This window comes from Stenotrophomonas sp. 28608_Sma (assembly GCF_056486185.1).
In genome coordinates, this window is sequence record NZ_CM151308.1 from 2612417 (window position 1) to 2634596 (window position 22180).

General features: G+C 65.9%; 18 protein-coding genes and 1 pseudogene. 13 read left to right on the forward strand and 6 right to left on the reverse strand.

Translation table 11 applies throughout. From position 1 onward, the window contains the following. The first annotated feature begins 152 nt into the window (after positions 1-152). Positions 153-1817 carry a tyrosinase family protein gene (locus ACZLHH_RS12315; RefSeq protein WP_180844323.1) on the forward strand — a complete coding sequence of 555 codons (1665 nt, stop codon included), beginning with the start codon at positions 153-155 and terminating at the stop codon, positions 1815-1817. A 54-nt stretch (positions 1818-1871) separates the two neighbouring features. On the opposite strand, the gene ACZLHH_RS12320 is transcribed toward ACZLHH_RS12315, so the two are convergent. The 3 genes from ACZLHH_RS12320 to ACZLHH_RS12330 are packed head-to-tail and all read right to left on the reverse strand — an operon-like array spanning position 1872 to position 5074. Then, the gene (locus ACZLHH_RS12320; protein ID WP_049422211.1) at positions 1872-2768 is read right to left on the reverse strand and encodes a tyrosine-protein phosphatase; all 897 of its coding nucleotides are present in this window, start codon (positions 2766-2768) and stop codon (positions 1872-1874) included. 17 nt (positions 2769-2785) lie between these two features. After that, positions 2786-3847, reverse strand: a complete 1062-nt coding sequence (locus tag ACZLHH_RS12325) for a TonB-dependent receptor (RefSeq protein ID WP_258014036.1) — start codon at positions 3845-3847, stop codon at positions 2786-2788. Positions 3848-3907: 60 nt separating this feature from the next. Further along, positions 3908-5074 (reverse strand): TonB-dependent receptor, encoded by a 1167-nt coding sequence (locus ACZLHH_RS12330; protein ID WP_258014037.1) that lies wholly within the window; start codon positions 5072-5074, stop codon positions 3908-3910. A 123-nt stretch (positions 5075-5197) separates the two neighbouring features. Here ACZLHH_RS12330 and ACZLHH_RS12335 point away from each other — a divergent pair, with 123 nt between their 5' ends. From ACZLHH_RS12335 to ACZLHH_RS12360, 6 genes are all read left to right on the forward strand, one after another. After that, a complete protein-coding gene (locus ACZLHH_RS12335) occupies positions 5198-5827 on the forward strand; it encodes a TetR/AcrR family transcriptional regulator (RefSeq protein ID WP_180844324.1) in 630 nt (209 codons plus the stop codon). Positions 5828-6151: 324 nt separating this feature from the next. Next, complete coding sequence (locus ACZLHH_RS12340) at positions 6152-7255, forward strand: hypothetical protein (RefSeq protein WP_180844325.1); 1104 nt, start codon at positions 6152-6154, stop codon at positions 7253-7255. Positions 7256-7399: 144 nt separating this feature from the next. After that, entirely contained in the window at positions 7400-8359 is a 960-nt protein-coding gene (locus ACZLHH_RS12345) for a cation diffusion facilitator family transporter (RefSeq protein WP_132810190.1), read from the forward strand. A 72-nt stretch (positions 8360-8431) separates the two neighbouring features. Beyond that, positions 8432-9067 carry a DNA-3-methyladenine glycosylase gene (locus ACZLHH_RS12350; protein ID WP_132810191.1) on the forward strand — a complete coding sequence of 212 codons (636 nt, stop codon included), beginning with the start codon at positions 8432-8434 and terminating at the stop codon, positions 9065-9067. Next, positions 9067-9261 carry a hypothetical protein gene (locus ACZLHH_RS12355; RefSeq protein WP_180844326.1) on the forward strand — a complete coding sequence of 65 codons (195 nt, stop codon included), beginning with the start codon at positions 9067-9069 and terminating at the stop codon, positions 9259-9261. Before ACZLHH_RS12350 ends, ACZLHH_RS12355 begins: the two co-directional genes overlap by 1 nt. Positions 9262-9381: 120 nt before the next feature. Beyond that, positions 9382-11091: a sensor domain-containing diguanylate cyclase gene (locus tag ACZLHH_RS12360; protein ID WP_197572994.1), complete on the forward strand. Its 1710-nt coding sequence runs from the start codon at positions 9382-9384 to the stop codon at positions 11089-11091. A 77-nt stretch (positions 11092-11168) separates the two neighbouring features. On the opposite strand, the gene ACZLHH_RS12365 is transcribed toward ACZLHH_RS12360, so the two are convergent. Next, entirely contained in the window at positions 11169-13112 is a 1944-nt protein-coding gene (locus ACZLHH_RS12365; RefSeq protein ID WP_180844328.1) for a MacB family efflux pump subunit, read from the reverse strand. 2 nt (positions 13113-13114) lie between these two features. After that, positions 13115-14296, reverse strand: coding sequence for an efflux RND transporter periplasmic adaptor subunit (locus ACZLHH_RS12370; RefSeq protein ID WP_180844329.1), 1182 nt, complete (start codon positions 14294-14296; stop codon positions 13115-13117). A gap of 236 nt (positions 14297-14532) precedes the next feature. On the opposite strand from ACZLHH_RS12370, the gene ACZLHH_RS12375 reads away from it, so the two are divergent. The 4 genes and pseudogenes from ACZLHH_RS12375 (at position 14533) to ACZLHH_RS12390 (ending at position 18054) form a co-directional block, all read left to right on the forward strand. Continuing rightward, positions 14533-15099 carry a hypothetical protein gene (locus ACZLHH_RS12375; protein WP_343205593.1) on the forward strand — a complete coding sequence of 189 codons (567 nt, stop codon included), beginning with the start codon at positions 14533-14535 and terminating at the stop codon, positions 15097-15099. Positions 15100-15152: 53 nt separating this feature from the next. Further along, the gene (locus ACZLHH_RS12380; protein WP_197572995.1) at positions 15153-15866 is read left to right on the forward strand and encodes a response regulator; all 714 of its coding nucleotides are present in this window, start codon (positions 15153-15155) and stop codon (positions 15864-15866) included. 3 nt (positions 15867-15869) lie between these two features. Further along, positions 15870-16939: pseudogene (locus ACZLHH_RS12385) on the forward strand (ATP-binding protein). A gap of 188 nt (positions 16940-17127) precedes the next feature. After that, positions 17128-18054, forward strand: a complete 927-nt coding sequence (locus ACZLHH_RS12390) for an ABC transporter six-transmembrane domain-containing protein (RefSeq protein ID WP_180844332.1) — start codon at positions 17128-17130, stop codon at positions 18052-18054. Positions 18055-18147: 93 nt separating this feature from the next. Here the strand turns inward: ACZLHH_RS12390 and ACZLHH_RS12395 are convergent, their stop codons facing one another. Beyond that, entirely contained in the window at positions 18148-18762 is a 615-nt protein-coding gene (locus ACZLHH_RS12395) for a TetR/AcrR family transcriptional regulator (protein ID WP_180844333.1), read from the reverse strand. A 171-nt stretch (positions 18763-18933) separates the two neighbouring features. Between ACZLHH_RS12395 and ACZLHH_RS12400 the strand changes: the two genes are divergently transcribed. Together ACZLHH_RS12400 and ACZLHH_RS12405 are read left to right on the forward strand one after the other, a co-directional pair. Further along, on the forward strand, positions 18934-19770 hold the full coding sequence (locus ACZLHH_RS12400) for a siderophore-interacting protein (RefSeq protein ID WP_180844334.1): 837 nt from the start codon (positions 18934-18936) through the stop codon (positions 19768-19770). Between the two features lie 195 nt (positions 19771-19965). Beyond that, on the forward strand, positions 19966-22143 hold the full coding sequence (locus ACZLHH_RS12405; RefSeq protein WP_180844335.1) for a TonB-dependent receptor: 2178 nt from the start codon (positions 19966-19968) through the stop codon (positions 22141-22143). Positions 22144-22180 lie beyond the last annotated feature (37 nt).

Sequence of the window (22180 nt, forward strand, 5' to 3'; positions counted from 1 at the left end):
TATACTACCGCCGCTTCCACCCCGGCCATCGTTGCACCTGCCGGTGGAAGCGGCGGGGCTGGATGTCCCCGTCGGGCCGGCCGCCACGCTGCCGCCGGCCCTGCCAGTGATTTGTAACCCAACGCGGTTCAACCAATCACCAGGGGAAGGCTATGCGCTACACACGTCGTGATTTTCTTGCCACCACCGCCAGCGCTTCATTGGCGTCACTGGTAGCACCCGGGGCCTGGGCCAGCGGCGCCGCACCGGCCGGAAAGGCCGCGCAGGCACGCTACCACCGCTACAACGTCACCAGCCCCGAAGGCCAGCGCATGCTGGCCAGCTATGCACGCGGCATCAAGGCCATGCTGGCATTGCCGGCAGACGATCCACGCAACTGGTTCCGCAACGCCTTCGTGCACCTGATGGACTGCCCGCACGGCAACTGGTGGTTCTACGTCTGGCACCGGGGCTATGTCGGCTACTTCGAACAGACCATCCGCACGCTCAGTGGTGATCCGCAGTTCGCCATGCCCTACTGGGACTGGACCGAGCTGCCACGGATTCCCCCAGCGATGTTCGACGGCGTATTGACGCCCACTGACGGCGCCTATGCGCCGTATACGCGCAACCTGGCGGTCTTCACCCGATTCATGCGCCCGGCGCTGCAGCGCTACTGGGATACGCTGGATGCAGGCCAGCGCGGCCAGCTCAAGTTCCGCGGCTACCTCACTGCAGACGATGTCTGGAACGATGTGACCGGCTACAGCGTCGCGGAAAAGACCGGCATCTCGGGCAATGCGGCCTATGCGATCACCTGCGGCGCCCGCTACCTCTGGCGCGAGAATCCCGGCTTCGATGCAAAGACCGCTTCGGCCGTGTCTCCCGACACCATCCACGCGGGGCTGTCGCCGGTCGAGTTCTACAACGACGATGTCAGCCGCAGCTTCACCAGCTCGCGTACGGCCTCGCACGTGGTGCAGCCTGACGGCGCCACGAAATTCTCGGTACTGGAAGGATTCCCGCACAACAAGGTGCACAACTGCATCGGTGGCGTCGGCGCGGTCGATCCCGGCCCCTACGGCAACATGACCAACTTCCTGTCACCACTCGATCCGATCTTCTACCTGCACCACGCCAACATGGACCGCCTGTGGGATGTGTGGAACCAGCTGCAGCAATCCCGCGGCAAGCCGATCATGCCCGTCAATGTCGACCAGCGGCGCCAGTTCATGAACGAACCGTTCCGGTTCTTCGTCGATGCACAGGGCAAGCCCGTTGGCGAGCGTCCGGCCAGCGCGTTCTTCTCCACCACGGCCTTCGACTACGACTACGTCTACGCGCGCCGCAACGACCTGCTGGAGGCGGTCGCGCTGCCAGCAGCTGCCGGCGCGGTGCGGCTGGTGCGCGGCACACGCTCCGATGGCGCCGTCCGCGTAGCTGTCCCCAATGAGGCGGTGCGCGCGCACCTGACCACATCGGGCCCGCGCCAGCTGATTGCCGAAGTGACCCTGGAGCGACCACGCGGTTTGAACAATACGCGCGAGTTCGACGTGCTGATCAACGCACCTGCGGGCACCGCCTCCGTGGCGGCCGACAGTCCGTACTACGCCGGCACCGTATCGTTCTTCGGGCCGACCATGGCCGGGATGGATCACAGCCACCCAACCACGTTCGCGGTGCCGCTGCCGAAGAAACTGGGGGCCCTGCAGGCGCTGAATGCCGCCGATGGGGGAACGACCACGCTGGAGATCCGCCTGGTCGCATCGTCCGGCCAGGCACCGCAGACATTCCCGGTGCTGGATGCCGCCATCCTGGTAGCGCCGCAGCAGCCGTGATGATGCACGGCAGGTGCCGCCGCTCTCCGGCACCTGCCTTCGGCCTGGCAGTCCTCAGCCTGCCTGCCCCAGCCGCACCTTCAGCTGCTGGATCTCCTGTTCGCTAACCCCGATCGACTTCAGGTACCCTTCCGCACCACCGTACTGGCTGTGCAGTGCCGCCAGGAACTGTTCCATGTTGTCCGGTGCGGTACCGGACATGCCAGCCATCTTGCGGGCGATTTCGGGATTCTGCTTGACCAGCGCCATGATCTGCGCGTTCATCGCGCTGTCCTTTGGCTGCCCTTCCAGGTAGTGCGCGGAGATCGCGTAGTTGTGCACGATCTCGGCCTTCGGCACGCCGGCCAGATCCAGCAGCAGGCCAGCGATGATGCCGGTGCGGTCCTTGCCGGCCGTGCAATGGAACAGCACGGCACCGTCCTGCTGCGCGGCGATGCGCTGGAACACCTGCTTGAACTGCGGCTGGCTGTGGCCCAGCCACTGCACATAGGCTTCGCCCAGCGAATCCGGGAAACTGGTCATCATCTTCTGCAGGTCCATCTTCTCGGTGCCCATCAGCGAAATGCGCTGGTAAGCAAAGCGATCATCCCTGGCCAGCAGGTCCGGCGACTGCGCCTCTTCATCGGCAGTACGCAGGTCGATATCCAGCTTCACGCCGGCCGCGGCCAGGGCATCACGGTCGGCATCGGTGAGGCGGCCGAGGTCTGCGGTGCGCACGAACGCATCGGCCGGAATCGGACCGTGGCGGCCCTGCAGGCCGGCGAAGGTACGCACGTTCCAGGCGCCCTGCAGCGGGATCACGCGCTGCGCATCGGTAGCGACGGGCTTCACGTTCGCAACAGCCGTCGGCTTCGCGGCGGCGACCTGCGGCGCATCAGCGGCAGCAGCCGTCGCAGCCATCGGCAGGCTGAGCATCACGGCCAGTACAAGTTCGGTAGAGCGGTGCTTCATGGAATTCTCCGTTCGAATCAGAAGTTGACGGCCATTTCCAGGCCGAAGGTACGCGGGTCGTTGAAGATGCCGCTCTGGCCCAGAGCCGCGCTGTTGATCTTGTAGAACAGGTGCTGCTCATCGAGCAGGTTGCGTGCCCACAACGAGAACGACATGGTGGTGCCAGTGCTGTTGACCGGCACATCCACCAGCGCCACCCGTGCGTTCACCACGAACGAGCTGTCGGTCAGCATCTGGTCGTACTCGCTGGTGTAGTAGCCATCGGACCAGTTGCCGTCCACGTGGAATTTCAGCGCCGAGAAGTTGGCGAATGGCACCAGATAGTCGATCGACAGGCTGCCGGCGTTCTTCGGCGCCAGCAGCGGCTGGACCGTTACCTGCACCCCTGCACCGAACGGGTCCGTCGCGGTCTGCGCGTCGATCTTCGTATAGGCGTAGTTGAGGCCGAGGGTGAGGTTGTCCACCGGCATCACGTTGAACTCCAGTTCCGCGCCGCGCGACTTGCCATCGCTCAATGCATTGGTGGTGACCATGGTGGTGCGGGTCTCGCCACTGTTCGGGTCGAACGGCAGCGAGAAGTCCATCTGCTTGTGCGCGATGGTCGAATCGAACACGGCCAGGTTCAGGCGCGCGCGGTTGTCCCAGAACTGCGACTTGAAGCCGAGCTCGTAGGCCGTCACTTCTTCCGGCCCGAACGCGGTGTAGTTGGTCGAGCGCGAGTTGGCACCGCCGGCCTTGAAGCCGGTGCTGTACTTGGCATAGACCATCGTGTGCTCGCCGAGGTCGTAGGCGATGTTGACCATCGGGTCGAAGCGGCTCCAGCGGTCCTTGAACGCAAGGTTGGTCGCCGCGCCATTGACGATGTACAGGCTGCCCTTCTTGTCATCGCGGGTATAGCGGCCGCCGGCGGTCAGGTGCAGGCGCTGCAGTGCCTCCGGGGTCCACGTGGCCTGGCCGAACACGCCCAGGCTGTCGGTCCAGGCCTTGCTGGCGCGGTCGATGCGTACCCGCGAGAGATCCAGCGGGTTGGTCGCCGGATTCACGGTGTAGCTGTTGCCACCCGCCCCCCAGACCAGCATGTTCGGGGTCTGCGCATTGTCACCGGCAGTCTCGTGGTAGTAGAACGCACCGCCAAGGAACTACACCTGCGAGGTGTTGCCGATCAGCTGGAACTCCTGGCTGTACTGGTGCTGGTAGACCTGCGCCAGGCTGTAACGACCGAACGGCGTCCCTGCGCCACCATAGGCGGAAATCGCATCGACCAGGCCCATGTCGAACTGGCCCTGGGTCAGTTCGCGGTAGGAACTGATCGACTTCAGCTCAAGGTTGTCATTCAACACCCACGACAGGTTCAACAGATGGCCACTGGTGCGGCCGATGTTGTCTTCCTGCGGTCCACCGAGGATGGCGCTGTCGCGGCGGTCCAGGCTGGCACCCGCCTTCTGCAGTGGGCTGAGGTAGGCGCCCGGCACCAGCACCTGGGTGTGGTACGGCGTGGTGGCGTCGTAGGAACGGTCGAACGCGTACAACAGCGAGAAATCATCGCTCGGCTGCCACAGCGCACTCAGTCGTGCGCCACGCTTGTCGTAGCTGTTGAAGTCCCGCTCGCCGCGCATCGGGTTGTCGGTGGTGCCACCGCGCTTGGCCTGCACGGCGTCGATCTTGAAGCTGACATCGCCCACTCTGGGCAGATCCAGGTGCAGCGCACTGTTGTAGCCGCTGAAGTTGGACACACCGGCACTGACGCTGCCGCCGAATTCACCGGTCGGCTGCTTGGTCACGATACTCACTGCACCGCCTTCGGTGTTGCGGCCGAACAGCGTGCCCTGCGGCCCCTTCAGCACTTCGATGCGCTCCACGTCGTAGAGCATGCTGCCCAGCCCCTGCGCACGGCCCATGAACACACCATCGACATAGATGCCGACGCCTGCATCGCGGGCCGGTTGGTTGGCGTCGCCGGAGGCACCGATGCCACGGATGCCGATGTTCAGCGCGGAACTGCGGGTAGCGAACGGCGTGACCCGCAGTGATGGGATGGAGCCATCGGACAAGCTGCCCAGCGAAATCGCGCTGCGGTCCTTCAGCGCTTCGGCATCGACCACCGATACCGAGATCGGGGTCTCCTGCAGGTTGGTGGCGCGTTTCTGCGCAGTCACCATCACCTGGTCAAGGGCGACCACGGTGCGCGCGGCATCGGCGGATGCCTCGGCGTCGGCGCTGGGACTGTCTTCGGCATGGGCCAGCGCCGGCAGTGCGGCGGCAATGGCGAGGGTGAGCAGCGGGCGGTGCAGCAGGGCGTGGCGCATCGGACTCATTCGCGGAAGGAGAAGGCCGGCGCAGTCTGGGAGGCGGGAATTACAAATGAATGACCGTTCATTCACACCTTTTGTGACGTACTATCCCGCCTCTGGACGCCCCGACTTCACGCAATGACGCCGAAAACCGCCGTAGCCGTACCCGCTGACGCCCATGCCGAAGCCCAGCGCCGGCGCATCCTCGACGCCGCACAGAAGTGCTTCATCACCCGCGGCTTCCATGCCGGCTCCATCGGCGATATCGCCGCCGAGGCTGGGATCAGCCAAGGGCTGATGTACCGCTATTTCGCCAACAAACGCGCCCTGATCCTGGCCCTGATCGAGCGCCAGCTGCGTCACGACCAGGCCTCGATCGGCGAGATGCCGGTGGCGTCCGATCTGATTGATGGGCTGCTGGAGTGCTACCAGCAATGGGCACGCGGCGAGGTGCTGCCGATCCACGGCAATGCCATTGCCAGCGTGGCCCTGTATGCGGAAATCAACGCCGAGGCACACCGCGACCCCGTGCTGGCCGAGGTGCTGCGTACCCATGACAAGCAGACCAGCGCCGCGATCCATGCCTGGCTGCGCCAGCGCGATGTCGATCAGGGCCGGATCGTGGACGAAGAGCAGATTGCAGGCCGCACCCTGCTGCTGCGGCTGCTGGTGGAAGGTCTGGCCATGCGCGCCGTGCGCGATCCCGACCTGCCGCCGGAACGGGTGCGGGCGCTGCTGGCCGATGCCATTGGGCGGGTGATGGGGTAGTGCCGGCCGCTGGCCGCAACTCCAAGGGCAGAACTGCCCTGACTGACTCGCATTAGTTCCAGGAAGTCATCATTGCCACGCCTGTAGCTTGCATTGGCGCAGTTGCATCAGTGCCAGTGCACATCAACATCCAAGCTGTGCTCGGTTCTTGGCCGCAGCGAACGATGCGGCTGCCTGCAAAGATCGAACATTCAAGCAAAGCGCCCTGCAGCCGATACTTCTTCTTGGAACTCCCCCCATGGAAGAACCAGATTGTCTTTCTCACCGCCCTGCCCCTACACGACCCCGCCACCGCCCCGCCCACTTTGGCCAGCGATTTCAAAGTTGCTTGTTGAAATCTACACGCACAAGTGGCTGTTCCTGCTGCTCGGCACCCTCGTAATGGTCGCGTTCTTCTGGCGTGTTCGATATCTGCCTGCAATGACGCTGACCGACCTCGGGCTGGTTGCAATTGCCATTGTCGCATTCTCGGCTTTGATGATAGTTCTGCTCGTTGTTTACGCTTTGCTACCCGTCGCTTTGTTGCGCGAGTGGCATGCGGCCGGGGCCATCACAGACAAGCTCAGCCCCAGGAATAGCAATGGGCCTTGGGTTGCACCCACTGGACTCAGCTTGCTGCTGCTACTGGTGGGCGGCGTCATCGCTCTAATTTTCCTCTGGGCCGCGTTGTTCACTGAAACTGGCGAGCAAAATTTGTGGGCACTTCCGCTACTCCTGCTTCTTGGCGCGCTGCTTTCGTTCGCCCCTATCCTTCTAAAGCGCGATGCATCCAAGCCGGTCAGCCGCATCGCATGGTCATTGAGACTGGTTGCGTTCTCGACAGGGCTCTACCTCTTCTTCTTTCCTTTCTTGACCCTTGTAGTTTTCGGCACGCATTCAGCCGCAGAGAATCTAACCACCGCCGAACTGGTGTGTATCTATCTCGCGCTCCCTTTGCTCCACTTCCTCTTTCTGTCTCTTCGCGCTCTGCCCATGCAGCAGAGGCTTATCGCCGCATCTATTACAATCATCTATCTGCTCTCAATGGCAGGCACTATGTTCGAGGCACTTGATCGTGCTGCGGCGACGTTCCAACTGGGCCTGCGCCCGCATCAGAATGTTGTTGTATCAAGTGAAGGTTGCCGCATCGCCAAGGCCGCTTCGGTCATTGCTTCATGCAGCACGGTCCAAGGCTCAGGGAAGGAACTCTATGAGATTCACGATGTCTTCGTTCTCAATCGCCTTGGTAGCCACATGGTCATTGCAGAGTCCGGTTGGACGCCAAAGAAGCCATCTCGCTCTGTTCCGATCCCGGCCAGCGATGTGGTGACGTGGTACGCAACGCCTCCCTCGGCGACACCTTTGGCCGAGTATGCGCCACGTTCTTCGACGTCCCCTCCCAAGATCGCGCCAAAGGAAAAACTGCCCAAGAAAATGCATGGCAGCTGAAGCCACGGTGTCGGATGCACTTGCTCGGGGAAACGTCGACGGTGGGCGCAGCCCTTCTCGCCCCGCCACGCGGAGGCCGTCGACGTGCTGAGCACGGCCAGGCGCGGAGGATGAGCCACTCCGACTGTATCTACCCACACCCGAATGTCTGCCCCCACCGGTTCCCGTCTGGTCATCTACGCCGCCCTCGCGGGCAACCTGGCCATTGCCATCGCAAAGTTCATTGCTGCCGGCATCTCCGGCAGCTCGGCCATGCTCAGTGAGGGCGTGCATTCGCTGGTCGACACATTGAATGAACTCCTGCTCTTGTACGGCCTGCGCCGCGCCGGCAAGGCGCCAGACCCCGTGCATCCGTTCGGCTATGGCCGCGAGCTGTACTTCTGGAGCTTCATCGTCGCCCTGCTGGTGTTCGCCGCCGGCGCCGGTGTTTCGGCCTACGAGGGCATCCAGCACATCCGCCGGCCGGAGCCGGCCACCAACCACGCGTTGAGCTACAGCGTGCTGGGCATCTCCATCCTGTTCGAGGGGGCTTCGTGGTGGGTCGCGTTACGGGAGTTCCGGCGTACCAAGGGCAAACTGGGCTACTTCGAAGCCTTCCGTCGCAGCAAGGACCCGTCCACCTTCACCGTGCTGCTGGAGGATAGCGCGGCCCTGCTGGGCCTGGGTTTCGCACTGATCGGGCTCGTGGCTGCCCAGATGCTGGACATGCCGGTGCTTGATGGTGTGGCGTCGCTGTGCATCGCCGGCGTGCTTGCCGCCACCGCCTTTCTTCTTGCACGCGAAACCAAGGGACTGCTGGTGGGTGAGCCAGCCCATCCGGCGGTGGCCGAGCGGATCATGGCCGTGGCGGAAACCGACCCGGACCTGCGCCGCGCAAATGGCGTGACCACCATGCAGATGGGCCCCGAACAGGTCGTGGCCATGCTCAGCGCCGAGTTCGAGGATGACCGTAAGACACCGCAGATCGAGGCGTGCATCACCCGCATCGAATCAGCCGTGAAGCGTGAGTATCCGGAACTGGTGGCACTGTTCATCAAGCCGCAGACACCCGAGGTCTATGCCTCCCGCCGCGCCGCACTGGCCGTTCCGCCTGCGCAGGAATGACACTGCGTCTGCGCCCGTTTCACCTGTTTGGTGCCACAGTGCCATCACCGTTTACCCGAGCCTGCCTCTACCGTGCCGGATTGGTTGCCCGCCGCTCTTCAGATCCTCCCCCGCAGCTTCTACCGGCGCCCGCCCGTCGAGGTTGCGCCCGAGCTGCTCAACAAACTCCTGGTCCGTGACGATAGCCGGGCCGGTCGCATCGTTGAAGTCGAAGCCTACGCGGGCAGTGTCGATCCGGCCGCACACTCCTATCGCGGGCAGACCCCGCGCACGGCCAGCATGTTCGGCGAGGCCGGCCACCTGTATGTCTACTTCACTTACGGCATGCACTGGGGCAGCAACGTTGTCTGCGGCGAAGTGGGTGAAGGCGTGGCGGTGCTGCTGCGGGCCATCGAGCCGCTGGCGGGCCTGGAGCGCATGCGCGAACTGCGCCCCGCCGCGCGCCGCGACCACGATCTGGCCAGCGGGCCCGGCAAGCTCTCGCAGGCCTTCGGGCTGGACCGCAGCTTCGACGGCGCTGATCTGGTGACCGGCAACCACGGCATTGTCATCGCCAGCGATGGCGTGCCGCCGCCGGAGGATCCAGTGGTTGGGCCCCGCATCGGCATCACCCGCGCTGTTGATTTCCCCTGGCGTTGGCACATCCGTGATCACCGTCACGTATCGATCCAGCCACGTCGCGCTTCCGCCCCAGCGAGGAAACGATGATGACCCCGCTCGACAAACCATTGCGCCGCGAACTGCACATCGACGGCCAACCCTACACTCTCACCGTGGCCCCTGAGGGCCTCAAGCTGGTTGAGAAGGGGTGGCGCAAAGGCATCACACTGCGCTGGCAGGACCTGGTATCCGGAGACGCCGCTCTGGCCACCGCCTTGCAGGCATCGCTGCAACAGCACTGAGCCGGCGCGCCCACCTCACATCCGCATCACCCCGCCGTGGCGATACATAACGGCGCGTGCACTAGCTTAGCGCCAGACAGCCGCCGCAACCGCCCTCGCCACCCAGCCCTGAAAAGCGCCATGGACGAAGCCGAACGACTGCTCGAAATCGAACGACTGCACCTTTTGGATACGCCCCCGGAGCCGGTGTTCGATGCCATCGTCGCCGCCGCCCGCGCCGCCACCGGCATGTCCATGGCGTTGATCTCGGTGGTGGCCGACGAGCGCCAGTGGTTCAAGGCCAACATCGGGCTGGAAGGTGTCAGCGAAACCGCGCGCGAGATTTCATTCTGCACCCATGCCATACAGCAGGACACGCTGTTCGAGATTCCGGACGCGCGTCAGGACCCTCGCTTCTCTACCAATCCCCTGGTGACCGGCGGCCCGCGCATCCGTCACTACGCGGGCATCTCGCTGGGCTCGGCGCACGGCGCACGCATCGGAACACTGTGCCTGCTCGACCCGATGCCCGGCGTGCTGTCGCCTTCGCAACGCGAACTGATGGTGCATCTGGCCCGGGTCACCACCCAGGTGCTGGAGCAGCGCAGCACGCTGATGGCGCAGGTCGGCCAGGCCAAGGCCCTGCATCGCGAATTGAAGCGCAGCGAGGACTTCCTGGAGCGCACCAACCGCGCGGCCCGGGTGGGTGGCTGGGAAATGGACCTGGTCAGCAACGAGGTCCGCTGGACCCGCGAAACCAAGCAGATCCACGGCGTGCGCAGCAACTTCGAACCGACGCTCGAAACTGCGCTCTCGTTCTATCGCGAGGACAGCCGAAACATCATCCGCACGGCGGTGCAGCGTTGCATCGATGAAGGCACGTCGTGGGAGGTGCAGCTGCCGATGACCACCGCCGACGGACGAGCCATCTGGACCCGCGTGGTTGGAGGCCGGCAGCAGGTCGATGGCCGGCCGCGGCTGGTCGGGGCCATACAGGACATCACCGAGGAGCGCGCCGCGCTGGATGCACTGGAGGCCAGCGAAACCCGCTACCGGCGGTTGTTCCATTACAGCCTGGGCCTGATCTGCACGCACACGCTTGAGGGAGTGCTGACCTCGGTGAACCCGGCGGCCGTGCAGTCGCTTGGCTTCGACGAGAGCTACATGATCGGGCGCAGCCTGTGCGACCTGATGCCGCCGGAGAAACGGGCCGCCTTCAAGGCGTATCTGGAACGCATCGCAGTCAACCACACCGATGCCGGCGTCATCGAACTGATCGCCGCCGATGGCACCCGGCATTTCTGGGCCTATCACAACGTTCTCGACAGCGAGGCCCATCCGCCCTACGTGCTGGGCCATGCGCAGGACGTTACGGCCCTGCGGATGCAGGAGCAGCAGTTGCGCGAGATGTCCTTCAAGGACCCGCTCACCCAGAGCTACAACCGCCGCTTCCTGCCCCGCCTGGACGAACTGATCGACCAGCCTTGGGCCTGCCTGATGTTCGATCTGGATCATTTCAAGCAGATCAACGACACCCAGGGCCATGCACGGGGTGACACGGTGCTGGTCGAGTTCGCCGCCTTCCTGCGCGCTCCACTGGGGTCAATGGAAAGCGTAGTGCGTATGGGTGGCGACGAGTTCATGGTGGTGCTGACTGCACCGGAACCGGGACGGCTGGCCGCGCTGGAGCAGTGGTATGCGCAGCATGCCGGGCAGTCACCCACACCCTTCTCGCTGGGCGCGACCCACCACGCACCCGGCGAGACGGTGGCCGACACCCTGCAGCGCGCCGACAGCCGTCTGTATCGCGAGCGTGCACGCGTGCGCACGCATCCGCGCCCCTCATCCTGAGGCTGCTCCTGTGGAGCCAAAGGCAACGGCTCCTGCCGTTGCCTTCGGCTCCACAAATGCCTGCACCGGGCCTGCGCCTACTCCGCTGCCAGCGCCTGGATCGGATCCAGTTGTGCCGCGCTGCGCGCCGGGAAGTAGCCGAAGCCAAGCCCGATCGCAGACGAGCATGCCAGCGCGGCAAGCACAGGGCCCGCCGTGAACAGGAACGGCACACCCAGCGACAGCAGGCTGGACAGCGCACCCACGCCGAACGCGAACAGCACCCCCAGCACGCCACCGAACAGGCAGATCAGCACGGCCTCGATCAGGAACTGGCGCAGGATGTCGCCCTGCCGCGCGCCCACCGCCAGCCGCACGCCGATCTCGCGCACGCGCTCCTTCACCGAGACCAGCATGATGTTCATCACCCCCACCCCGCCGACCACAAGCGCCACTGCTGCGATGGCCGAAACCAACGCTGCCATGGTCTGGCTGGACTTCATCACCGCCTTGCGGATCTGGTCGGCGTTGTAGATGAAGAAGTCACGACGGCCATGCAACCGCTCCAGCTCGGCCCCCAGCGAGGCCTCGGCGGCGTTGGTGGGCACGTCGTCGCGCACACGCACCGTGATGCTCTCCAGGCGCTCGCTGCCCAGCAGCCGCGAGGCCGCCGAGGTATACGGCACGTAGACCGTCGGGGTTGCACCGCCAGCGAACGCATTGGCCCCGACCACACCGATCACCTCCACCGGCATGCCGCCCAGCAGCACCGTGCTGCCAATCGGGCTGTCGCTGAACAGCGCTTTGGCGGCCTTCTGGTCGACCACACCCACTGCGCGATGCGCATCCACTTCGGCGTCGGTGAAGAAGCGGCCGGCCTTCAGCCGCAGCCCACGCACGCGCGGCATGTCGGCGCCTACGCCCAGCACCTGGGTGTTGGCACGCCGGTTGCTCTGCAGCGCTGCCACCGATCCGCTCAGGTTCGGGCTCACGCTGTCCACGTAACTCAACGCCGCAAGATGGTCCGCATCGCCCACCACCAGCGTCTCGATCTCCGCCGAGCGCGGGTCACCGAAATCCGAGCCCGGGAAGATCTCCAGCGTACTGGCGCCCAGTTCGTTGATCTGTGATTCAACCTGCGCCTGTGCACCCTTGCCCAGCGCAACCACGGTCACCACGGCGGCTACGCCGATGATGATCCCGAGCATGGTCAGCAGCGTGCGCAGGCGATGGGCCAGCATCGAGCGCACGGCCATGCGCGCGGCTTCGCGAATCGCATCCATGCGTGCGCGGCGCTCGGTGACCGGCGACACGCCGCGTTCGGTCCCGGGTGTTTCAGCCACAGCACGCGATCCCCGCTCGCCGCGGTCGGTCACCACCCGGCCGTCGGCGATCTCGATCACCCGCGCCGCGTTGGCGGCAATCGCCGCATCGTGTGTCACCAGGATCACCGTGTGGCCCTGTGCATGCAGGCGCTTCAGCTCGGCCATCACCTGCTGGCCACTGGCGTGATCGAGCGCGCCGGTGGGTTCATCGGCCAGCACGATCGCGCCGCCGTTCATCAGCGAACGGGCAATGGACACGCGCTGCTGCTGGCCGCCGGACAGCTGGCTCGGCCGGTTCGCGATGCGTTCGCCCAGCCCCAGCGTTTCCAGCAGCGTGCGTGCACGGGCAGTGCGCACGTCCGCCTCCACGCCGGCATAGACTGCCGGCAGCGCCACGTTCTCGGTGGCACTCAGGTTCTCCATCAGGTTGTAGCGCTGGAAGATGAAGCCGAAATGCTCGCGGCGCAGGCGTGCCAGCGCGTCCGGCGCCATCTGCTCGGTGGCCTCGCCGTTCACCCGATAGCTGCCCTCGGTCGGCCGGTCCAGGCAGCCAAGGATGTTCATCAACGTGGACTTGCCCGAGCCCGAGGGGCCGATGATGGCGATGAACTCGCCGGCATCGATGCGCAGCGACACGTCCTTCAGCACCACCACCTCGCCGGCGGCGGAGCGATAGGCGCGCGATACGCCATGCAGTTCCAGCAGTGCGTCAGACATGCTCACATACCCAGCAGGCTGGCCGGTTCGGATTCGCCGCCACTGGGCGCCTGGCCGACCACCACGTTCTCACCCTCGCGCAGGCCGGACAGGATCTGCACGGCGGTGGCGGTGCGCAGGCCGGTCGTCACCGCACGTTCCTGGGCGCGGCCCTTGGTGTCGAGCACGCGCACGGTTCCACGGCTGCCGTCCTTGCCATCCGAATCGGTCAGCGCCGTCAATGGCACCTGCAGCGCGTTGGCAACCCGTGCCAGCTGCAGGGTCACCTTCACCGTCATCGAGGGCTTCAGCTTCAGGCCGGGATTGGCCACATCGAACAGGCCGGCGTAGTACACGGCCTTGGGCGTCTGCGCCGAGCCACCCGCACTGCTGCCGGCCACATCGGCAATCGTCGACGGCGCAGGCTCCAGCTGCTGCAGATGGGATTCGTAGCGGCGGCCACTCGGCCCCAGTGTCGAAAACCACAGCGGCTGACCGGGCGCGACCAGCTCCACATCAGCCTCGGCGATCTCGGCGCGCACGGTCATCGTGTCCATCTGCGCCAGCATCACGATGGTCGGCGTGGTCTGCATCGAGTTCAACGTCTGCCCGGCCTTGGTGACGATCGCCACGATGTAGCCGTCGCTGGGAGAAACGATGCGGGTGTAGCCGAGGTTGATCCGCGCGGTCTCCACCTGCGTCACCGCCTGGTCGATCTGCGCCTGCAGCGCGGCCATCTCTGAGCGCGCCGTATCACGTGCCACCCGCGCGACTTCGAAACCTTCCTGTGAAACCAGTCGCGACGCCACCAGCTGCGACTGCCGCTCGTAGACACGGCCGGCCTGCACGTAACGGGCCTGGCTGGCGGCATGCTGGGCACGCAGCGTATTGGCAGCCGCCTCGGCGCTGCGCAGAGCGATGCGCTGCGGTTGCGAGTCGACCTCGGCGATCAGGTCACCGGCCTGTACGCGCTGGCCCAGCACTACATGCAGGCGCTTGACCTGGCCGGACACCTGCGCACCCACCGCCACCAGCTCCTTGGGATGGACCCGGCCGACCGCCTGTACGGTCTTCTCCAGATCCGCCACCCTTGCCCGTGCGGTGATCAGCGCGGCATCATCGCCGCCGGCAAACGCCCACCATCCAGCGCCGGCGGCCAATGTGGCCACCGTAGCGGCAATGATCCAGGTCCTGCGGTTGCTCATCGAAACGCCCGGCTGCGTGCAGTCGCCCAGTGCGACCGCCGAAACCGCAGTCTGGAAGCCGCGGATGGACGTTTCTTGGAGCCACTGTGGAGATTGCATGGAGGCGCGGCAGCCGTTCAGGCACCAGCCCCGCGCCTGAATGCTGCGGCCTGCGTCCACGCAATCTCGACACAATCTCGACCGAGTCTCCATCAACGGTCGCTAGCCTCGTCGGCCTCGCCGACTGCCCGCCTGCCGTGTCCCTTTCCCATCCAGACCTGCCACCCATCGATGTGCGCCGCGCCTACCTGGCGTGGTGTGCGCCTCCGCCGTGGTTGATCGCCGTCGTGTTGGCATCGACCACCAGCTGGATGCTGGCCGCGCCGGATCCGTTACCCCCGCTGCTGGCGGGCTTCGGGGCGGCCGCCCTGGTGGGGTTCCGCAGCGATGGGCGCGGTGGCACCGGCCGTTCCGGCGCTCTCGCGTCGCTGGCGCTGATTGGTCTGGCGGTCTGGGCGGCAACGCACCCAGTTGCCGACGTCACCCTGCATCTGCTGCTCGCCCTTGCCACTCTCGTGGTCGTCGCCCTGCTGGCACTGCGCCTGCGCGCCATCCTGGGCATGGCCTTGCGGCTGCAGGCCCGGGTAGATGCCACTCCCATGGCATCGCGCTGGAGCAAGCTGCCGGCGGCGGTGTCCACCCTGATGCTGCAGCAGCTGCGCGGCGCAGGTGCAGTGGAACCCAGCCTGCAGCGCACGCTGGTGCTGGCCACCCTGGCCTGGGCTGCCAACGAAGAGGCGCAGGACATGCAGTGCCGACGATGACCCTGCCCCAGATCCCGCCCTTGCCCACCCTTGCCCCGAACACGCATCACGCAATGAACGATCTCCGTACCCGACAGGCACCCTTGGTGCTGATTGCCGAAGATGAGGGCGAAATCGCCGACATCCTCAGTGCCTACCTGGCCCGTTCCGGCCTGCGCAGCGCCCGCGCCGCAGACGGTGAGGCGGCACTCGCCAGCCACCGCCAACTGCGTCCGGACCTGGTGCTGCTGGATGTGCAGATGCCAAAACTGGATGGCTGGCAGGTGCTGAGCGAACTGCGACGGATCGGCAACACCCCGGTCATCATGCTCACTGCGCTCGACCAGGACGTGGACAAGCTGACCGGCCTGCGCGTGGGCGCCGACGACTACGTGGCCAAGCCGTTCAATCCGGCCGAGATCGTCGCCCGCATCCAGGCCGTGCTGCGCCGGAGTTCCCGGCCTCTGGTCGAAGCGCCCAACGGGTTGATCCGCCAAGGGCCCTTCGAGATCGACCTGCGCAGCCACGAGGTGACCGTGCGCCATGGCGAGCAGGTGCACGAGCTGAACTTCACCCTCACCGAGTTCCGGCTGCTGGTGCATATGGCACGCGCGCCGCGGCAGGTGCATGCGCGGGTGGATCTGCTGCATGCCTGCCTGCCCGAAGGCGATGCGCAGGAACGCACCGTCGACAGCCATGTCAGCAAACTGCGGCGCAAGCTGGAGGATGTCGGCGTGATCGGCATTCCCGCCACCATCCGCGGCGTCGGCTACCGCTTCCTGGACTGACTGATGAACCCCAAAGGCAAGAGCATCGGACGCCAGATCACGCTGTCCATCACGGTGGCCTCGCTGTGTTCGACGGTGCTGTCGATCAGCGGCTTCTACCTGTTCTATTACCTCATGGAGGTGTTCTATCCGCGCTGGTACGACGAGCCGGAAACGATCATGCCGTCCGGGCTGGAATGGCTGTGGATCGGATTGACCGCCACCGTGGTCGTCATCTTCGCCACGCTGGTCGCCTCGCGCCTGACCCGGCGCATCATCACGCCGTTGAACTCGGTGGCCGAAAGCCTGCGCCGGGTCGCCAGTGGCGATCTGGAAGCACGTGCACGCGGTGGTGATACCACGATGGCCGAAGCGGCCACGCTGGTCAGCGATTTCAACTCCATGGCAGAACGGCTGAGCCGGATGTCCGAGAACCGGGTGTTCTGGAACGCGGCGATCGCGCATGAACTGCGCACGCCGATGACCATCCTGCGCGGCCGCCTGCAGGGCATCGCCGAAGGCGTGTTCGAGCCGGGCCCGGAGCAGTTCAACAGCATGCTCACCCAGCTGGAAGGCCTCACCCGGATCATCGAGGACCTGCGCGTGGTCAGCCTGGCCGAGAGTGGCCACCTGGATCTGCGCCTGCAGCGCAGCGATGTCAGTGTGCAGGTGGCCACGGTGGTGGAAGCCATGTCCGAGGCACTGAACGAAAGCGGGTTCTCGGTAACGCTGGACGCACGGCCGTCGCTGGCGGATTGCGATCCGGCGCGCATCCGCCAGGCGGTGCTGGCGCTGCTGGAGGACGCCACGCCATTCCCTGCCCGCTGCGGGTGTACGTGACGCTGGCAGAAGGCCATTGCACCCTCACGGTGGAAGATGGCGGCCCCGGTGTGCCGGACGACCTTCGCGACAGCATCTTCGAAGCCTTCCAGCGCACGGATGTCTCGCGTTCGCGGCAGAGTGGTGGCTCCGGGCTTGGCCTGGCCGTGGTGCGTGCGATTGCCGTGGCCCATCACGGAACAGCGCTATGCCGGGCCACCGAACGTGGTGGCAGTGCCTTCGAAATCCGCTGGCCGGTGCATGCCCGCCGTTGAGGCGGTAGACACTGCCCTGGTAGCGGCCCACCTTGGTGGACATTCGCATCGCTGAACGGCGCCGGTTTCTCCACGCAATCTCCATCGTCCCTCCATGCCTTCTCCAAAGGGCTGCAGATACTGGGCGCGATCCGGGAGATGGCAGGCATCCGTCCCCTGCCCTGACTCCGACCCACCCAGGCATCCCCATGACCCCCCCACACGATCCGGCGGCCGCCGCCGGCAGCATCGGCCAGCAGAACGCGGCCGCCACCCTCAAGGCCATCCTGCGCACCTACCCCTGGCAGCTCACCGGCACCTTTTCGCTGGTGGCGCTGGAAAATGCGCTGCTGCTGGCGTATCCGCTGTTTGCCGGCTTCGCGGTGGACGCGATCATCCGCGGCAACATCGGCCACGCAATCTCCTACGCCGGCGTGGTACTGCTGTTCTGGCTGGTCGGTGCTGCCCGCCGTGCGGTCGATACCCGTACCTTCACCCGCATCTATGCCGACCTGGCGGTGAATGTGGTGCAGGCACAGCGCAGGCTGGGCCAGGCCACCTCCACCTCGGCCGCACGCGTGGTGCTGGCCCGTGAATTCGTCGACTTCTTCGAAAAGCACGTGCCGATCATCGCCACCGCGCTCGTATCAATGTTTGGTGCGGCGGTGATGCTGCTGGTGATCGAACCGCTGGTGGGCGCCGCGAGCCTGATCGCCCTGCTCGGCGCAGTGTTGTTGATGCCGTCGTTCGCACGCCGCAACGAGCAGCTGCATGGGCGCCTGAACAACCGGCTGGAACATGAAATCCGCCTGGTCGACCGGGTCAGTCCCTCGGTGCTGCGTCGCCACTACACCACGCTGTCGCGGCTGCGCATCCTGCTCTCGGACCGAGAAGCTGGGGCCTTCGTGGTGGTGGGCGCGGCGGCGGCGGTGTTGTTCGCGCTGACCATTGGCCGTCTCGCCACCACCGACGGGGTGACGCCGGGTCATGTGTACGCGGTGATGACCTACCTGTGGACGTTCGTCGGCAGCCTGGACGATGCACCGTCGATGGTGGATCAGCTGGCGCGCTTGAAGGACATCGGCCGCCGCGTCAGCCCCGGCATGGAGGATGCGGAGCGCAAGGACGACGCCTGACCGGTAGATGCCCACCTCGACGGGCAACGGTGTATCGCGGCGCCAACCAAGGTTGGCGACTACCGGGGCAGCGGTGCCAACCAGGATTGGCGGTTACCTCGCGCCTGCCATGCGCCCGCACATCGCCAATGCACCGATGATCAACGCTTCCATGCTGCGGTCGAACTCGGCCTCCTGCGCCTTCCGATCCAGCGGGCGTCGCCTGGTATCCACCACCGCATGCCGCGAGTACACGGTGTCGGCCAACGCCACGGCGTGATAGGCCACGGTCGACAGCAGCCACGCCGCCTGCTCGAGCGGCAGATCATGCACGCGGCTGAACTCGGCATGGTGGCGCTGGATGCGCGCCAGCATCTCCGGTGTCTTCGCGCCGTGGCTGACCAGGAACGGCGCCAGGCCCGGATTCCCGTCCACCAGCGTCCGCAGTGAACGTTGGAACGCACGCAGATCCTCCTCGATGCTGCGCCGGCCAGCGGCATCCAGTGCCGGTGCCTGCCAACGCTCGAAGATCGCCTCGGCCACCAGCTCGCGCAGTGCCGCCAGATTCGCCACATGCTTGTACAGCGCGATGTGGCTGACCCCCAGCGCCGCCGCCACGCCCACGAAGCTCAGCCCCGGCAGCGTCATGGCAATGCCGGCGTCGGCGATGCGCTCGCGGGTGATGCTGGGCGGTCGCCCACGGGCAGCGGTCTTTTTCGGTGCAGCCATGCGGTAACGGTTCCTGCGCGGTGCGCGGGCAAGGGCCGTCATGGTGGTCCGCAGCGACGCCGCGGTCAACGCGTCGCTGCGGTCCGTGGACAGGCCCCCGGTTGCGGCACGATCAATTTAGTTTACTATGATGTAACTAATTCGCATTTGCGGTGTCCAGGATCGTTGTCGATGTCCGCGTCCCCCACTTCAATCACCCCGGCCGGGCCGCTGCGCGGCGCCGACCATGATCGCGGCCTGCAGGCGCTGCAGGTCCAGGTGGTCGCGGTTGCACAGCCGTGCGCCAGCCTGCTGCGCCTCTTGGTCCAGCTGCCGGAACATGCAGAACTCGCGCCCTGGCAGCGTGCCAACACCGCCGTGCGCATCCAGCTCGGCGCCACGTTCGGCGATGTGTCACGGATCTACACCGTGCGCAGCCTCGATCCCAACACCCGCCAGTTCACCCTGGACGTAGTGCTGCACGAGGCGCCGGGGCCGATGCTGGCCTGGGTACGTGCGCTGCGCCCCGGTGATGCCTTCGATCTGACCGGACCGCGCCCCCATCTGCAGGTACCGCAGCGCGAGGGCACCTGCGCCCTCCTGTTCGCCGACCCAAGCGCCATCCCTGCCCTGTTTGCATTGCTGCAGCAGTGGCCGGCCGACCTGCGCGCAGAGGCCTGGATCGCCTCGGATGATGCATTCCCGGTAGACGAACTGCCCGCCATTGAAGGTGTCTGCGTGCTCCGCCTCGCCACCGGTGACGTGCCGTTGCTGCAGCAGGCGCGCCAACTGCGGCCGGAACCCGGCAGCACGGTCTGGGCGGCCGGCGAGCGCGAGGAAATGCGTGCCCTGCGCCGCCACTTCATCGAAACGGTCGGCCTGCCACGCAGCGACGTTGCCGTGGCCGGCTACTGGAAACGTGGCGAGACCACCACCGAGACCGACCAGCGTCGCCGCCGCAACTACGAGCGCGTGCTGGCACGCGGCGGTGGCCTGCAGGACCTCGACGACCTCGCCGACGATATCTGATCCACCCCGCAGTATCCGCGCCCCGCGCTTCGTTCCACCCAGCCACAGATCGCCCACGCACCTCGCGTGCAGCACTGCCACACCGGCAGTGCCGTGCCCTCTGCCAGCCATTCCACAGCCCGCGTCGTCCTGCCCCTGCAGGTCACAGACGGCGCCGTGCTGGCCGATCGCACGACCCACCACACGAGAACCGCCATGTCCCTCCCCCTGCGAACCCTGCCCCTCCCACGCCGCTCGGCGCTGTCTCTGGCCGCCCGTGCGGCGTTGCTGCCCACCCTGCTGATCGCCACCGCCGCACACGCCAACGATGCACCCGATGGCGCCCGCCAGTTGCCCACCGTGAACGTGCGCGCCGACAAGACCGTACCCACCGATACCTACGCCGGCGGCCAGGTCACGCGCGGCAGCGGCGTCGGCCTGCTCGGCGAGCTCGACTTCATGGACACGCCGTTCAACACCACCCGCTACACCGCCGAATTCATCGACAACATCCAGGCGCCGGACCTGGTGCGGGTCATCGCACTGACCGACCCCAGCGTCTACAACAGTGGCTCCAGTGGTGGCATCACCGACTACTTCAACATCCGCGGTTTCGGTGTCGCCTCGTCGGATATCGGCTTTGGTGGCCTGTACGGGCTGATCCCCTACTACCGCGTCACTCCCGAACTGGCCGAGAACATCGAGGTGCTGAAGGGTCCGTCCGCCCTGCTCAACGGCATGCCGCCGGGCGGCTCGGTGGGCGGTGCGGTGAACGTGATACCCAAGCGTGCAGGCGACACGCCGCTGACCCGCTTCACCGCCAGCTACGGCAGCGACACGCAGTGGGGCGGTCACCTGGATGTCGGCCGCCGCTTCGGCGCGGACAAGCAGTTCGGCGTACGCCTCAATGCCGTGCACCGCGACGGCGACACCGCCACCGACCACCAGCAGCACAAGACGCAGCTCGCATCGCTCGGCCTGGACTGGCGTGGTGAGCGCTCGCAGGTGTCGCTTGACCTGTTCAGCAGCCGCGACCATGTGGATGGCCTCAACCGTGGCGTCTCGCTGGCGCCCGGCCTGGCCGTGCCCCGCCCGCCGAAAGCCAGCACCCTGTTTGCACCGGACTGGACCTTCAGCACCGTCAAGGACCAGGCCGCCGCACTGCGCTGGTCGTTCGACATCAATGACCACCTGCAGGCGCATGCCAGCTACGGCCACGGCCATACCGATTTCGACTCCATCGCCAGTGCCACCACGCTGATCACCAACACCGCCGGCGACTTCCGAAACAACTTCGCCCACCAGCGCTTCATCTACAGCAAGGACACCGCCGAAGCCGGATTGTCGGCGCGTTTCCGCACCGGCGCGGTCGATCATGCGCTGGCGATCAGTGCGGCCTGGTACCAGCACGACCAGAAGTTCGGCTTCAAGCGCAACCTGCTGGCCCACGATTGGGTAACCAATATCTACAACCCGCAGTGGGGACCTGCCATCGACCGCAGCTTCAGTGATGCGTCGCTGCCGAAGACCGCGGAAGTGCGCACCACCAGCTTCGGCATCGCCGATACGCTGTCCTTCATCGATGATCGTGTGCAGCTGACCCTGGGCATCCGTCACCAGACCGTGCTCAGCGATACCTTCGATGGCGGCACAGGCAAGCGCACCGCACGCTACGACGCCAGCGCCAACACCCCGGCCGGTGCACTGCTGTTCAAGGCCAGCGACCGCCTGTCACTGTATGCCAACTACATCGAAGGCCTGAGCCAGGGCAGCACCGCCCCGGCCACCGCCGCCAACGCGGGCGACGTGTTCCCGCCGTTCAAGACCCGCCAGCGCGAGGCCGGTGCCAAGTTCGACTTCGGTCGCCTGGCCAGTGTGTTGAGCGTGTACGAGATCGAGAAGCCCGGCTCCTATACCGACCCGACCACCAATGTGTTCTCGTTCGGCGGCCAGCAGCGTAACCGAGGCGTGGAATGGACCGTGTTCGGCCAGGCCACCGAACAGCTGCGCGTACTCGGCGGCATCGGCTGGCTGCAGCCGAAGCTGACCCGCACCCAAGGCGGCATCAACGAAGGGCGGCTGGCGACGGCCACACCGCAATGGCAGGGCAAGCTGGGCGTCGAATGGGACGTACCAACCGTGGCCGGCCTCACCCTCACCGGCAACGCGGTCAGCCTGTCCAAGGGCTACATCACTGCTGACAACAGCCAGTGGGTGGCGGGCCGCACCGTGTTCGATCTCGGTGCCCGCTATGCGACGCAAGCGGCCGGCCATCCGCTGGTACTGCGTGCCACCGTGCAGAACGTGACCAACAAGGCGTACTGGGCGGGCAGCCTCGGCTCGGGGCTGGGTACGCCACGCACCGCCCTACTGTCGGCCACCGTCGATTTCTGATCCTCGTTTCAAGGGCGCCACGCCATCGCGCGTGGCG